Source organism: Vibrio chemaguriensis, from assembly GCF_012275705.1.
GTDB lineage: Bacteria > Pseudomonadota > Gammaproteobacteria > Enterobacterales > Vibrionaceae > Vibrio > Vibrio diabolicus.
The window spans coordinates 39712-54660 of sequence record NZ_SHOE01000007.1 but is presented as its reverse complement, the minus strand read 5'-3'; the positions used below and the strand labels follow the sequence as shown (position 1 = coordinate 54660).

Below are 14949 nucleotides of genomic sequence, written 5' to 3'. Positions count from 1 at the left end.
AAAAGGGAGGATAAAATCCTCCCTTTTTGATGGGTTATTTGTAATGATGGGACTATTTTAGATGGAAAATTTGTTCTGTTTCGAGCGATGTCATCGTACGTACTTGACGCCAAATGTAATAAAAAATACCGAACATCATTAACATACTTGGAATTGCAATCATCGGGTAGCTGTAAAGCGTCATCTTACCCAACTCTTCATTAAAGGCAGCCGTGCCCGAAGGACTGGTCACGATCCAAGTCGCAAGGAAGTAGTTCATCGCGGATGAAAACGCAAAAGTACTCGCAAACAGATAGTTTGATGACATTAGACAACGTTCAAATGCCTCTGATTGACCGTTCTCTTTCAAGCGTTCGTTAATCAGCGATAAATTCAATACCGTGTCATTCAGTACTAACTTCTGCATCAGTGGGTAGCGGGTAAACGTTGAGCCCAAAACCGCTAAACCGATCAGGCCAGGGATCAGGGCTTCTTTCAAGGCTAACCAACGTGTATCGAGCTCTAACAAGCCAATGCCGCCAGTTAATAAAACACTGATAAAGCCAAGTGCAGAAATAAAGTTAAATTTCTTGTTCCGGACAAGGTCCATACCGCCGTAAATGATAGGAAATAGCAAAGCGACAACCAGCGCCATTGCTGTTCCTAGGTGTTCATCGCCGCTAAACTTCATCAAGATAAAGGAAGGGATGAATACGTTAAAAAGAATCTCGAATAGGGGATTCGGCTTTTTCGCCGTCGTGTTACTCATAATGTTTTACTGACTCTACTCTATGTCGGCTGTTATTGTACTTTGACGAGAAGTGTTCATCTAGTCGCGCTTGATGTAAAGCGTTAAAGCGCCGAGTTGTGTAACGACTTATGAAATAGACCGGAGCATAGCCAGTTAGTTGACATGATTGACTACTTTTTTTGTGTCTTAATCGCTCTCCCTCTGCGCAATGATCTGATTGCGTGCTCTGAATAATCGAGTCGCCACGGTGTTGTGATTAAGCTCTAATACTTGAGCAATTTCATTATGATTAAACCCGACTACGAGTTTTAAGACCAATGGCTCTCGGTATTTGGGTTCGAGAATCATCATTTGTTTTTGAAGCCAATCTTGTGCCATGTCGTGGTCACTGCCAGGGTAGGTTTTTGCCTGTATTACACACTCATCAATATCGACAAAATCGTACTGCTTTTTATCAAAGCGCCGAGCATTCTCACGACGCAAAATGGTGATGAGCCAAGGCTTCGCGGCATTGGGATCATTTAAGTTATCAAAGAATCGCCACGCTTTCAGGAAGGTGTCTTGCGCCAAATCTTGAGCAAGGTGATGATCTTTGCATAGCCAATATGCGAGACGATAGATATCTTGGTATCGCTCCTTCGTCAGTGCTTCGTATCGTTTGTGTTTTTCCATAGGATTAAGATCAGAAGTGTAGAGCTGAGTAGTAAGGTAACCTCTGAAGCTCAAAGGTTACCTGCGGTTTAGTTCTTGCCCGCTTAAAAGGGCTGGGTAGAAAAACGTGAGTATTGAAGGGCGTCTGCGACTTCTTGAGCTTTAGATTCTGAAGTCATGAGATGCAGCAATTTAAGGGCGGCTTGATAGCTAACTAGGCTGCCGTTTGAGGTGATGACACCCTCATCAACAACAAAATTCTGGTCGACCTGTACATCAACTGCTGGATAGTCTTTTTGTAATCCGTTTTCACCTCCTGCCCACGTCGTCGCTTTCTTACCGTTTAACAGGCCAGCCTCGGCCAATAGATACGCACCAGAGCAATTACTTGCCATCCAATCTGCCGCCTTTGATGTGGTTTGAATAAAGTGAATGAGATCCTTGTTTTCGATTAGCGCATCCATGTCGTAGCTGGATGTTAAAACCAGCACGTCGAGTTCCGGTTGATCGCCAATCCAAGCATCCACACCAATTTTTAATCCCTCTTCAGTGGTGATGGTTTTCTGCTCAGAGACGGAAATAGTGAGCACTTCATAATCACTAAACCAAGTCAGCCGACTTGCGACGCCAAAGACCTCTAAAGGCGCAGTAACATCAGAGGTCAATACGCCGTCATAAACCAGAATGCCAATGCGTTTATCCGCCGCATGTGCCGTTTGAAGCATCCCAAAGAATAGGACTAAGGTCGCTATCAATAGTTGTAGTGCATTCTTTAATCCATTTTTACCCATTGTTTTTTCCTCGCTAACAGAGCATCAAGTTATTGAGATTCATTATATTTGGGCTGATTGGTGATTGAAGAGCCACTTTGTCTTTACTAAAGTGAATAAAGTTCACGAATGGAGTGCACGAGTTTTATGGATAAGATACGGTCCCTACGATTTTTTATTGCCACTTTAGAAGGTGGCAGTTTTGCTGCGGCCGCCAAAGCGTATGGCACAGACCCTTCTACGGTGAGTAAGGCCATCCATCGTCTTGAAAGCGACTTGGGAATACAGCTTTTCCAACGTTCTACGCGACAGATCCGTCTGACAGAAGCCGGTCGTCGATACGCAAATACCGCTAGGTTTGTACTGGACGAACTGACAGCGTGTGAGGATTCATTGAAAAGCCACAATGATGTGCTTTCAGGACTGCTTAAGATTAATGTGCCGGTCTCTTACGGTCGCCTTTACATTCGCCCTTTATTAAAAGAGTTTTGTCGCCGCTACCCCAGTATCACTATCGATATTCATTACGATGACGCCTACGTTGATATTATTGAGCAAGGGATTGATGTGTCGATTCGTTCTGGTGTTGTTCAGGACAGTCAGTTGATTGTGCGCCAGCTGAGTCCTATCGATTTTATTATCTGTGGCAGTCAGGATTACTTAGCGCGGCATGGTATTCCGAGTGGCCCGGATGTATTCAATGACCATTCTTGGGTTCGTTTTCGTTTTAAACAAACGGGGAAACTGTTGCCGATTCGGATGCCAGAACCAGACGGTGCAAGTGAGTATAACCCCGAGAGAAATTTTATTGTAAACGACGGCGAATCCATGGCAGAGCTTTGCGCAGAAGGCTTAGGGTTAACTCAGATTCCTCACTTTATCGCGAGAGATTGGCTCAAAGCGGGGCGTTTAGTGCCGATATTTCCGAGTATGCGCCAAGCTGGAAATGGCGTGTATCTGCTCTATGCCAACCGGGAATATGTGCCTGCTCGAGTAAGGGTGTTCATCGATTTTATCACCCAAGCGATACAGGATATGGATGAAACGCCATTCCATACGTGGGCTGAAACGTTGCCGATTTACCAACCGAACCAAGGAGATTGAAAACTTCATGTGAGTCTTTGGTTAAAACACTCCAAGCCATATGGTGCTTTTATGGGTTTTTGTTAGGTTATTGGGCGTTATTATCGACAAGCGCAGTTTGCTCTTCGTCACTCATAAAGGAAAGACAATGCCAACTAAGATCTTAGTTCCAGTTTTGGCTCTACTTCTCAGCGCATGTGGCGGCGACGGGGAGTCGTCAGCACCTGTAGACAGCGGCTCTCAAAACACAGGTTCCACATCGTCACAAGGCACATTTGCCGAGCAGATGCTCGCAGCTGTCAACAGTGCTCGCTCTACTACACAGCAGTGTGGGGCAACCACCATGCCACCTGTTGGGGCCCTGACTTGGAGCTACGATTTGGAAAGCGCCGCTTATCGACACTCAAGCGACATGGCGAACAGCGATTTCATGAGTCACACAGGCTCCGATGGCAGCAATATGTCAGATCGAGTCAACGCAACGGGCTATGCTTGGAGCGCTATTGGTGAGAATGTCGCCGTAGGGCAAAGTTCCATTAACGCCGTCGTTAATGCTTGGTTATCGAGCGAAGGTCACTGCCTCAATATCATGAGTGCGGATTTTGATCAGATGGGCGCGTCGCTTGTCGAAAATCACTCGGCAAGCTACGGGTATTACTGGACTCAGGTTTTTGCCAAACAGCGCTAATGCGATAAAGAAACCTGATAGATAAACTAAAACGCCAGTAGTCACCATCTGCTGGCGTTTTATTGTTTACGTCTCTTTTAGCTTGTCAGGTTACGAAGTTTTGGATCATCCGTCAGGTATTCAACAAATTCGATCTCAAAACCTGCAGGGTCAACAAAATACACATTCTTGCGGTATGGCTCATCAGCCCCAGGTTGGGCAATTGAATAACCGGCATCGGTCAGTCTTTTTATGATGGCATCGACGTTGTTGGTCACATAAGCAAAATGCGCTAGCCCTACTTGGTGGCCGCCCAACTCGCGGTTCTCTCCTTCACCGTGGTCACTCATCGCAATGTATTGATACTCGTCGCCAAAGTGCAGCCAGTTTCTATGCTTGCCGCTCCATGTACCTTCTCCCTCGTCACGCACGTACCAATGTGGAAATGCAGTTTGATAAAACTTCAGCATTTCAGGGATGTTTTTCACGACTAAATTAATATGTTCTAGTTGGATCATGATGTGCTCCTTTTTGTCATCTCCTAGCCAACGATGAACATGCTAAAACCTCAAGTTAAGTCGAGGTAAAGGGCTTTTTTAAAATTTTTTAGGGTTGATATCTTTGGATCTTGATACATGGAGAGATTCGGTGGGGTGGTACTTTGAATCTGCGAGTTGGGTTAGGTGCTTGCAACCCTCTTTCATCTTTTGTTCGTGCTAATCATTTTCGAGCGAGTTTGTGGTGAGTAGATTCCCAGTCTCACCTAGGTTCGCGGGGATGACGTGAAGAGAGCGCTAAACGAACAGTCATTCTGAAGGAGCCTAAGCGAGTATTCAGAATCTATTTGCAGCGCGTTTTGATGCAGGTGGTGTGAATTGAATTATCCGCGATTGTAGAACCAGCCCCCCCCCCTTTTTTAGTCCGGAGTGCTGAGATCTTTAGAGTTTGATACAAGAGAAGGTTAGGTGGGGTTGGTGGTTTGATGTTGAGAGAAGGAGCATGTTCATGAACCCTCTAACCGTTGATGCTTCACGTATATGTGTGACTTTCTTTCGTTCAAGCTTGCGGTGGGTAGATTCCCAGTCTCACCTAGGTTCTCGGGAATGACGTGAAGAGAGCGCTAAACGAACAGTGTCATTCTGAAGGAGCCTAAGCGAGTATTCAGAATCTATTTGCAGCGTGTTGTGATGCTAGCGGTGTGAAGTTAACTGTCCACGATTGCAGAACCAGTCCCTCCCCTTTGAGCCCGGAGTATTGAGATCTTTAGAGTTTGATACAAGCGAAGGTTAGGTGGGGGTGGTGGTTTGAGGTTGAGAGGAGGATCATGTTCATGAACTCTCTAACCGTTGATGCTTCACGTGTATGTGTGTGAATTTCTTTCGTTCAAGCTTGTGGTGAGTAGATTCCCAGTCTCACCTAGGTTCGCGGGAATGACGTGAAGAGAGCGCTTAACGAACAGCGTCATTCTGAAGGAGCCTAAGCGAGTATTCAGAATCTATTTGCAGCGCGTTGTGATGCTGGTGGTGTGAATTGAATTATCCGTGATTGTAGAGCCATTCCCTCCAGTTTGAACTCGGAGTGCTGGAGGATGTGCTTACACCCCTCTCCAAAACCAAAAAAAGCCAGCAGTTGGTACCTGCTGGCAAAGTCTTTGGGCTTCTAGGTTTTTTGCTTTTATTTCTTGTTACTCATCGCTGTCACGGTGCCCCGATTGGTTTTCAGGGGAAGAAAACACAGCACCGTGCGCTTTGTGCTCAAGAAAGTGGAGATTAACCTTGCTTACGGATTAGGTAGTCAAATGCGCCTAAGCTTGCTTTTGCACCTTCACCCATCGCAATGATGATCTGTTTGTAAGGAACCGTCGTTGCGTCACCCGCTGCGAAGACACCTTCTAGGCTGGTTTCACCACGGCTACCAACTTCAATTTCGCCGCGCTCAGAAAGCGCTACTTCTGAATCTTTTAGCCATTCTGTGTTTGGTACTAGACCGATTTGAACAAAGATACCTGACAGTTCAATCTCTTTGATTTCATCTGTGTTGCGGTCTTTGTACTTCAAGCTTGTTACGCGAGTACCGTCACCCACTACTTCTGTGGTTTGTGCCATCGTGATGATGTCGATGTTTGGTAGTGAGTTCGCTTTGTCGATAAGTACTTGGTCTGCGCGAAGTACGTCTGCAAATTCAAGAACGGTTACGTGCTCAACAATACCTGCTAGGTCGATAGCCGCTTCGATGCCTGAGTTACCACCACCGATAACGGCGGTTTTCTTGCCTTTGAACAACGGGCCGTCACAGTGTGGGCAGTACGCGACGCCTTTGTTGCGGTACTCTTGCTCGCCCGGAACGTTCATTTCACGCCAGCGTGCACCAGGGCTTAGGATGACACTCTTACTTTTCAGCGTTGCGCCGCTTTCAAGTTGGATATGAATCAAGCCATCATCTGTGTGCGCTGCGCCCATCAGTTTTTGCGCTTGTTGCTCAGTCACGACGTCTACGTCATATTCTTTTAGGTGCTCGGCTAGGTCAGTCGCCAATTTTGGACCTTCAGTACGTTTTACCGAGATAAAGTTCTCGATTGCCATGGTGTCCATCACCTGACCACCGAAGCGTTTAGCGACAACGCCAGTGCGAATACCTTTACGCGCTGCGTATAGTGCTGCTGCACTACCACCAGGGCCACCGCCGACAACTAGCACGTCGTATGGGTCTTTTTCGCTCAGTGCTTTGGCTGCTTTCTCGCTCGCGCCGTCATCCACTTTGTTTAGGATTTCAGTCAGAGACATACGACCTTGGCCGAATAGCTCACCGTTCACGAATACGCTTGGTACTGCCATGATGTCACGTTGTTTTACTTCATCTTGGAAGAGTGCACCGTCGATCATGGTTGCTTTCACTTTCGGGTTGATTGCCGCCATCATGTTGAACGCTTGAACGACGTCTGGACAGTTTTGGCACGACAGTGAAATGAACACTTCAACTTCCAACTCTTTATCTAGCGCTGCGATTTGTTCAATCACTTCCGGCTCTAGTTTGATTGGGTGACCACCAGAGTGCAGCAATGCCAATACCAGAGAGGTAAATTCGTGACCCATTGGTAGGCCAGCAAAGCGAAGTGCTGTGCCTTTTACTGGGTTGGTCACCGTCATCACTGGTTTACGTGCGCTTGCGTTGTCGTCACGTTCAACGGTGATAAAGTCGCTCATCTCTGCGATTTGGTTCGCCAGAGACAGAATGTCATTCGATGCTTTGCTTTCATCTAGACTAACCACTAGACGAACGTCTTCTTTTACATTAGCCAGATATTGTTTGAGTTGTTGTTGGATCGCTTGGTCTAACATAGTTGTTGTTACCTTAAATAAACAAAAGAGTGGTTACTCTGGATAAAATCAGTAGGGAGAGAGCAAACCAGGCAGAAGGTCGTCAAGGTATCTAACCTGGAATGCTCTCTAAGTTAAGCGTCAATTAGCATGTCAAATTGAGCTTAAATTCAGTGGCTTAGATTTTGCCTACTAGGTCTAGAGAAGGAGCTAGCGTCTCTTCGCCTTCTTTCCATTTCGCTGGGCAAACTTCACCTGGGTGTGCTGCTACGTACTGAGCTGCTTTTACTTTGCGTAGTAGGTCTTCTGCGTCACGACCGATACCTTCAGCAGTGATTTCCATTGCTTGGATAGTACCTTCTGGGTCGATTAGGAACGTTGCACGGTCTGCAAGACCTTGACCTTCACGCATCACACCGAAGTTGTTTGTGATGTTGCCTGTTTGGTCGCCAAGCATGTAGTACTGGATCTTGCCGATGGTTTCTGAGCTATCGTGCCAAGCTTTGTGAGTGAAGTGTGTGTCTGTTGATACTGAGTACACTTCAACGCCGCGTTTTTGTAGCTCTTCGTAGTGGTCTGCTAGGTCACCTAGTTCTGTCGGACATACGAATGTGAAGTCTGCTGGGTAGAAGAAGAATACAGCCCATTTGCCTAGAACATCTTGTTCTGTTACTTCAACGAATTCGCCGTTTTTGTATGCTGTAGCTGCAAATGGTTTGATCTTTGTATTAATCATTTTTACTTTCCTCAGAATGTTTTAGGGTGAGCAGTTCTTGCTTTCGGAAAGTATATTCGCATTGGAACGTGTTTAAGGAAAATCGCTTGTAACTATCCTATTGATAGTCATTTCCTATCTTTCTTAATAGGGAAACCCGATGTAAGTGAGTTTGCTTTGATAGGTTTTATTGAAGAGGAAGGCCAAGTGGTAATAGAGAATACTGATGATGACCTTTAAGAGATCGTCTGGCTAAGATCGAAAGAACCTGCATCTCGGCAGGCTCTTTCTAATAGGAAGTGGGGAAGCTGATGTTTCTATTTGGTTAGCCCAGATTGTCGAGCACCTTGCCGCACAACTTCTTCAGCATGATCATTTCATCCAGCTCCAACGTGATTTTACACATCATGGCGTTTGGCACTGACTTGGCTTGCTCTTTGAGGTCACGACCTTGCTCTGTAAGGTTGAGTACGCGTACGCGCTCATCGGTGTCACTGCGACCACGTTCTACATAGCCCTTTGTTTCTAATCGTTTAAGCAGCGGCGTGAGCGTGCCTGAATCGAGGTGAAGCTGTGATCCCAGCTGTTTTACGCTCGTGCCATCTTTTTCCCACAATACCATCATTACCAAGTACTGCGAGTAGGTGAGATCAAGTGCGTCCAACAACGGTCGGTACGCGCGAATCACAGCGTTAGCAGCGCTGTATAGCGGGAAGCAAACTTGGTTTTCGAGTAAGAGTTTATCGTCGTCGGTCATGGTGTTGTCGGTGTAACACTGGCTCATTGGCGTTGCCTACCTGCTCACAGAGAAAGAGAGTAACAAAATAAATTGTGCACAATATAGTTGCAAACGATCTTTACTTCGATATAAGATTGCAAGCAATTAAATTGCGCACAACTTAAATTAAGAAGGACACTCGCATGACTACTCTATACAAAACTCAAGCTACTGCTTTGGCTGGTCGTAATGGTCAAGTAAAAACAGATGACGGTCTTCTCGATCTAGAGCTGTCATACCCGAAGGAAATGGGCGGCACAGGTGCAGCAACTAACCCTGAGCAGCTTTTCGCAGCGGGCTATTCAGCATGTTTTTCTAACGCTATTCTGCACGTAGCACGTGAAGGTAAAGTAAACCTGAAAAGTGCACCCGTAACAGCGGAAGTGGGCATTGGTCCGAATGAAAACGGTGGCTTTGCGTTGACCGTTAGCCTCGCGGCAGAGTTAGATCTACCACAAGAACAAGCATTAGAGCTAACGCGCATTGCACACCAAGTTTGCCCATACTCAAACGCCGTTCGTGGCAATATTGATGTTGCTGTTACAGTAAACGGCGAAGCGATCTAATCGATTTAGACATTATTTCTAATAGAAGGAAAGCCTGCGAACGTGCAGGCTTTTTTCGATTATTTGATGGCAGTGCAGAAGCTGACGTCTGCATGGTGCGTTTGTGGATCGTAGCTATGATAAAGTTCGAAGCAAGGTCGACAGTCGTTCTCAATACCAGATTCAACCACTTTGCTCATCAAATCATCCCATGCTTTAGGGTATTGGCTGAATTCGGTAATTTGCTGGCGCATCACCGCATATTGACCGCCGGGGAAGTCTTGCAGCTCAATGCCTTTTGGTACTTTGGTATCTTCTGGCACCATTAGACAGATGTCAGTACGGCACTTCTCGTCTGGCGTGATTTCTGGGTTATCGTGATAAATGAAGATACAGGTATTGCCCGCCAAACCTTTCATTCCTGCCCATTGATACAAGCGACCTGATGGTTCTTCATAACCTTGGCCATAAGGGCCGTTAACGCGAATGTAAGCCAATTTTGCTTTATCAAAGTTTTGCGTTTCCATATTGTTGCTCCATGTTGTGAGTTCAGAGTCAGTATATGAATCGTTTAGGGTTCGTTCGTTTCCATTCTTGCGCAGTGCGTGTCCAATCTTGCTGTTTCGCGCGAGTTCAGAAAATTGCTGGTAGTTTTTACAGTCGCGAAAGGCGGTTGGTGTTACGCCATAATGCTGCTTAAACGCTTTAGCTAGGCTTTGCGAACTAGAAAAACCGTACTCTAACGCGATGTTCAGCACTGGTTGCTTTGATTTGAAAAGATCGTCTGCTGCCGCCTCTAGCCGTAAACGTCGAATGAAGTCGGCTAATGTTTCGCCTTGTACCGCCTTGAAGGTACGGTGAAAGTGATAGGGAGAGAGGTTGGCTAGCGCTGCCACTTCGAGCAAATTGAGAGGAGCGTTAAAGTGCTGTTCCAGATAGCGAATAACAGGAACGAGTCGTTGGTGATAATCGACACGCATGAGAGGGGCCACCCTTGTTTGATTTGCTCAAAGCGTACCGCAATGAAGCAAGGATTCAAGGCTAGTATCGAATAAATGCGTCGTAGTCATTTATTTCTGATTGTGATGCATTCTGTTGCGGGTAGGAGATGGTTCTTAAGATGGCTTCTCAACGGTAATTGAAATCCGTTAAGAGCGCTTAATATCCCGTCAGCTCCATATAACCTGTCCCTGAATGAGAGCCCTCAATACGCACAGGGCCTTCCCAATAAGGCACAGAAAGGGGCATTTTCGCGTTCGGGTTGAGTGCAGAAACCGTAAGCTCAATTTGCTGCTTAGGAATCGACACTTGCCATTCGGTTGGATACTTTCGCCCTTGGATTTCTGTTTGCTTGGTCGCCTTTAACTGAATGTTTTTTTGTGGGATAGCGATGCCAGAACCATCTTGCTGCATCAGCCTTGCGCTGGCGTAACTGGCTTGTCCTGTTTTGGAATCCCGCAATTGGAACACTACCAAGCTGGTTTCGTCACTCAACCTTAGAGCAAACCAGTCCCAGCCTTGTTGTGAGTCGAGTAAGAATTGCGAGCTCCATTCTCGATCTATCCAACCTTTGCCCGACACTTGATGGGTTTCGCCGTCGATGGTGACTTCACCGGAGACATCAATAAACGGTTGGCTGTAGTAATAGGAAGCCACCTGACCATCGGCACTTTTGGTGCTGTAACCTTGTTCACCTTGTTTTTGATAAGGTGCGCTGCTGGTAAGCGTCAGCGAATAGCCAAACTGCTCTGAATTGGCATTTAGCGTGGCGGGGAAAAGGTCGGTGGTTGAAGACGTCCACTGCCAATCATCGAGATAAACTCGAAATGGTGAAGTATCAACACCTGCTAGAGAGGCTTGATCGCGTGACCATTTTTCATCAGCATAATGTTTGTCTTGCGTTGTAACCGCGCTGTGCGCCATGTAGATTTGTTGAGCTTGCCACTCGGTTTTCTTCACGTCATCTTCGCCCGTTGGTGGCGCAGCAGAAAAGCGAAATTGTGTCCATTGAACGCCAAGTGGGTTGCCGTCTTCATCGATTAAGTTAGCGGTTAAGTACCACCATTCATGACGAAAATTCGGGTGTGCTTGATGGTCTGCTGGGAAGGTCAGTTCGACACCTTTTTCCACGGGTGTGAATGGGTTGCTCTCGCTTTGTGTTTCTCCACTGCCCAGCAAAGTGCCCATATTTTTTTGTTGGGGATCTTCACAACCGAATAGGACTAAGCTGCTTATGAGTAGAGTAAGCTTGCTTGCCAATCGAACCATCACAACACCTCGCTTTGCAAACTGGAGACGACAGGCTTACTGACCAATCGCCACAGCGGAATCAAGGTGGCAATCACCGCCACCAAGATGGTGATCGCCGCAATGCTGAGGGCATCACTCCAATTCCACAGATAATTTAAGCTCCAACCAAAAGCGCGCAAGGTGACGATGTCTGTTAGTACATAACCCACCATAGCACCGAGAGGCAGGGCGATAACCAGAGTAAAACTGACCAAAGCGACGATCTGTCCGACTACCATGGTCATTAATTTTCGACGGCTGACGCCAAGGGCATACAGCCTTGCAATGGCGGCTTTGCGCGCGTCGAGCAACATGAAGCAAGCACTGAACAAACCAATAACCGCGACCATCAAAGTCACGCCATTGAGCGCTCGCGTAATGGCGAAGGTCTGCGAGAATATATCCAACGCGATGGATTTGATTTGCGCCTGATCGTAGATCTGACTTGGATGCAGATTCAATTGATCGCGCAGTTGCTCGTAGACGATTTGTGGGTCCCCCGAGACTTTAATGCCAAGGCTTGTCGGCAGGTCGGTAAATCCGCTCTCTTTCCATAATTTGGGTGCTAATAACACTTCACCATTGGGTGAGCCGTAATCGTGGAATATCGCACCCACAAGCAGGCGCTTATTTGGAATGGCATCAAGCTTAAGTTCGCTACCCAGTGATAAACCCAGTTTGATCGCGGTTGGTTCACTGATGGCGACTAACTCACCTTGGTAAAAACGCTGCCAGAAGTTCTCCAAATGCGATTTGAACACCATGGTTTGTTCTAAGGTATCTTTGTCTTTGGTGCCAAGCAAAATCGGTAAACCTTGCAGGTTATCGTCGACGTAGTATTGCTTGTAGACTGTCTCAACCTTGTCGAACTGCCCTAACGCGCGCTCCACATCTGCGATTTCCCCTTGAGCAGGGCTGACGTAAATATCGGCATGTAGCCTCTGTTCTAGCCACTGTTTTAGGGTGGATTCGAAGCTGCCCACTAAGGTATTCATCCCCATATTGGCAGTAACGGCGAGTAGCAGTGCCATCATGGCGAGAGAAAGCGGAGAAATCAGCTCACGCAGCTCTGCAAACAGATACTGCATCAAACCAGAACTGGTGCGCTTTTCACACCAATTTGCTAAGACGCTGAGTGTTTTGGGTAGATACAAAGGAATCGACACCACAAGCACGCCGAGCCACGCCATGGTGAAGCGGTGATGCTCACTCAGCCATAACCCTGCAAGTGCGAAAGCCGTCAACACAGCACCTATCACGAACAATTGGTTTTCGTTAGAGGCTTCAGGCGCTTGATAAAAACCGCCATGAGAGGAAAGCGGCTGGCGCACTCGCTGTTTAAAGTGCTGCCAACATGCCAATAGGGTTGCGGCTAACGTGAGCAGCAGGGCTTGAGCCCACCATTGCCACTGCCAAGTGCCGGGCAGCAGTGTCGCACCATAAAGTTGTTCTAAAGTCAGTGCCACGGTCGGATGCAACCAATGGCTGAGCTGCATGCCCAATACAAAACCGAGGGAAGCGCCGATGGTAACGAGAATAGTGAGTTCAACTAACAGCGCAGAGAACACAATGCTCGGCGCAACGCCTGCCTGTTGAATCTGCACTAACAGTCGATTGCGTTTCAGCAAGCTGTACTTTACGCCGTTGTAGGCAATGAACAGCCCGACTAAAAACGCGAGTAAGCTCATTGCCGTGAGGTTGAGGTGAAAGCTGTCGGTCAGTGAGCCAAGGTCTGTACTTTGATTATTGGAAATCCATTGTCCTTGATCGCCAATGATGCTTTGCCAATTTGCTTGCGTGTCTTTATTCCCTTTATCACCTGAATGGAAAACCGCAATGTAACTGATCTGTCCTTGTTTATTGAGCAGTTGCTGGGCAAAGCCAATGTCCATCAACATTCGGCTACCTAACTGCCATTCGTCAGGCAACACCACCACTTGGGTTGGAATGTCGTCCAAAGTTAGGGTTTCTACCTCTCCTAAGTTTTGATGTTGAGATTGGCTCATCATCACGATTGGCTTGCCGACTAAAAGCTCAGGCAAAGGTAAAGCACTGTCGAACAAAGAGACGTTCTGTTGGTTTTCTGAAGAATAGCGCGAACGTGAGGAAATTGCGGCAATCAACTCGCTACCTTGCACTGACCAGCGACGCCCTTGTTCGTCTCTCACTCGCCCTTCGATTACAGGTAGTGTTGCACTGAGTCCGTTTTGTCTGAGGGTGAAGTAGAGCGATTCGGGCAGATAGTTTTGCCCTGCTGGTGGAATAATTAAGTTCTGAGCTTGTGCGCTAAGCTGCTCGGTAGACTCAGCATAACTGCGCTTGGCATTGAGGTTGATGGCTTGCACCGCAACAAACAAGGTCACAGCCAGCACAATACCGATCAGAATCGCGGCGGCTTGCAGTGGTGCCTGCCGATAGTGCGCCGCAAACAGATTCAGGGCGAGTCGAGTATGAGTGAATCTGGTGTTTGGTTGCTTAGCTTGCTTCATGATGTTGCTCATTTACATCGCGCTGATTTTGCGTCAGTCCGCTTTGCAAACGACCATCTTTTAAACGTAATTGGGTTTGCATGAACTCGGCACACTCAGGGCTGTGGGTGACTAACAGCACCGCCGTATTGCCTTGGGTGGTGATTTCACTCAGTAGTTTCATCACTTCCAAGCCGGCTTTTTGGTCGAGGTTACCTGTGGGTTCATCGGCGAGTAGAAGCTTGGGTTTGTGTGCCAATGCGCGTGCGATAGCGACTCGTTGCTGTTGACCACCGGAAAGGGCAGAAACATGTCTGTCGAGAAGTTGGCAGATCCCTAAAGTCTCGACCAAGTAATCGCACCAGTCGTTCCATTTCTTTTGATTCAAATGCAGAGGGAAGGCGATGTTTTGCTGCACGTTGAGCGGCGTTAATAGATTGAATTGCTGAAAGATAACACCGAGTTTTTGGTGTCGAAATCGGCTCCATTGTGGGTCTTTCCAAGCCGTCGTGTTATCGCCATCTAACCACAACTCACCTTCGGAAAGCGGCTCAAAGCCAGCGATGATATTGAGTAGGGTACTTTTGCCGCTACCACTTGCGCCCGTCAGCGCAACACTCGCTCCTGTGTTCAACGTAAAGTCGACGACTTCCAACACGCGATGTGTCTCTTTGCCATCAACAAAGCTTTTGCTGGCGTGTTTGAGTGTGACAAGTGGGCTTTCCATTTCCTCTCCCTATATTAAAAAGGTGTCGTTTCTTTTGGCAATCGCTATTGCAGTTCGTTCTTTAGAAACTTTAGACAACAATCAGATAAAAACAGCGATTTACATCGATTTCTTAATAACTTGTACTGAAAAGAAGAGGGAAGAGATTAAATGAGGAAGGGATATGACAGGCATTAAAAAAGCCCGAGTCAAACTCGAGCTTTCAAATA

The 14949-nt window shown here is 47.0% G+C and carries 14 protein-coding genes; 3 read left to right on the top strand and 11 right to left on the bottom strand.

Going from position 1 to position 14949, the window contains the following annotated elements; translation table 11 throughout:
* Positions 1–52 precede the first annotated feature (52 nt).
* The 3 genes from EX191_RS08565 to EX191_RS08555 all read right to left on the bottom strand — a co-directional run bounded on the left by EX191_RS08565 (position 53) and on the right by EX191_RS08555 (position 2172).
* The gene (locus EX191_RS08565) at positions 53–748 is read right to left on the bottom strand and encodes a VC0807 family protein (RefSeq protein WP_046875662.1); all 696 of its coding nucleotides are present in this window, start codon (positions 746–748) and stop codon (positions 53–55) included.
* 168 nt (positions 749–916) lie between these two features.
* Positions 917–1402, bottom strand: a complete 486-nt coding sequence (locus EX191_RS08560) for a sigma-70 family RNA polymerase sigma factor (RefSeq protein WP_193447564.1) — start codon at positions 1400–1402, stop codon at positions 917–919.
* An 83-nt stretch (positions 1403–1485) separates the two neighbouring features.
* Entirely contained in the window at positions 1486–2172 is a 687-nt protein-coding gene (locus EX191_RS08555) for a DJ-1/PfpI family protein (RefSeq protein WP_046875663.1), read from the bottom strand.
* A 126-nt stretch (positions 2173–2298) separates the two neighbouring features.
* Between EX191_RS08555 and EX191_RS08550 the strand changes: the two genes are divergently transcribed.
* Both EX191_RS08550 and EX191_RS08545 read left to right on the top strand, forming a co-directional pair.
* Positions 2299–3255 carry a LysR family transcriptional regulator gene (locus EX191_RS08550; protein ID WP_193447563.1) on the top strand — a complete coding sequence of 319 codons (957 nt, stop codon included), beginning with the start codon at positions 2299–2301 and terminating at the stop codon, positions 3253–3255.
* Positions 3256–3382: 127 nt separating this feature from the next.
* The gene (locus EX191_RS08545; RefSeq protein WP_006740864.1) at positions 3383–3922 is read left to right on the top strand and encodes a CAP domain-containing protein; all 540 of its coding nucleotides are present in this window, start codon (positions 3383–3385) and stop codon (positions 3920–3922) included.
* A 77-nt stretch (positions 3923–3999) separates the two neighbouring features.
* Here the strand turns inward: EX191_RS08545 and EX191_RS08540 are convergent, their stop codons facing one another.
* From EX191_RS08540 to ohrR, 4 genes are all read right to left on the bottom strand, one after another.
* Complete coding sequence (locus tag EX191_RS08540; RefSeq protein ID WP_193447562.1) at positions 4000–4419, bottom strand: VOC family protein; 420 nt, start codon at positions 4417–4419, stop codon at positions 4000–4002.
* A 1251-nt stretch (positions 4420–5670) separates the two neighbouring features.
* The gene (gene ahpF / locus EX191_RS08535) at positions 5671–7239 is read right to left on the bottom strand and encodes an alkyl hydroperoxide reductase subunit F (protein ID WP_054390893.1); all 1569 of its coding nucleotides are present in this window, start codon (positions 7237–7239) and stop codon (positions 5671–5673) included.
* Between the two features lie 157 nt (positions 7240–7396).
* A complete protein-coding gene (gene ahpC / locus EX191_RS08530) occupies positions 7397–7954 on the bottom strand; it encodes an alkyl hydroperoxide reductase subunit C (RefSeq protein WP_005395542.1) in 558 nt (185 codons plus the stop codon).
* Between the two features lie 304 nt (positions 7955–8258).
* Positions 8259–8717, bottom strand: coding sequence for a transcriptional regulator OhrR (ohrR, locus tag EX191_RS08525; protein ID WP_193447561.1), 459 nt, complete (start codon positions 8715–8717; stop codon positions 8259–8261).
* Positions 8718–8854: 137 nt separating this feature from the next.
* Between ohrR and ohr the strand changes: the two genes are divergently transcribed.
* Entirely contained in the window at positions 8855–9277 is a 423-nt protein-coding gene (gene ohr, locus EX191_RS08520; RefSeq protein ID WP_006740859.1) for an organic hydroperoxide reductase Ohr, read from the top strand.
* A gap of 59 nt (positions 9278–9336) precedes the next feature.
* Here the strand turns inward: ohr and EX191_RS08515 are convergent, their stop codons facing one another.
* The 4 genes from EX191_RS08515 to EX191_RS08500 form a co-directional block, all read right to left on the bottom strand.
* Complete coding sequence (locus EX191_RS08515) at positions 9337–10236, bottom strand: AraC family transcriptional regulator (protein WP_193447560.1); 900 nt, start codon at positions 10234–10236, stop codon at positions 9337–9339.
* A 178-nt stretch (positions 10237–10414) separates the two neighbouring features.
* Positions 10415–11524, bottom strand: coding sequence for a lipocalin-like domain-containing protein (locus EX191_RS08510; RefSeq protein WP_193447559.1), 1110 nt, complete (start codon positions 11522–11524; stop codon positions 10415–10417).
* A complete protein-coding gene (locus EX191_RS08505) occupies positions 11524–14034 on the bottom strand; it encodes an ABC transporter permease (protein ID WP_193447558.1) in 2511 nt (836 codons plus the stop codon). The genes EX191_RS08510 and EX191_RS08505 overlap by 1 nt, the downstream gene beginning before the upstream one ends.
* A complete protein-coding gene (locus tag EX191_RS08500; RefSeq protein ID WP_193447557.1) occupies positions 14021–14740 on the bottom strand; it encodes an ABC transporter ATP-binding protein in 720 nt (239 codons plus the stop codon). Before EX191_RS08500 ends, EX191_RS08505 begins: the two co-directional genes overlap by 14 nt.
* Positions 14741–14949 lie beyond the last annotated feature (209 nt).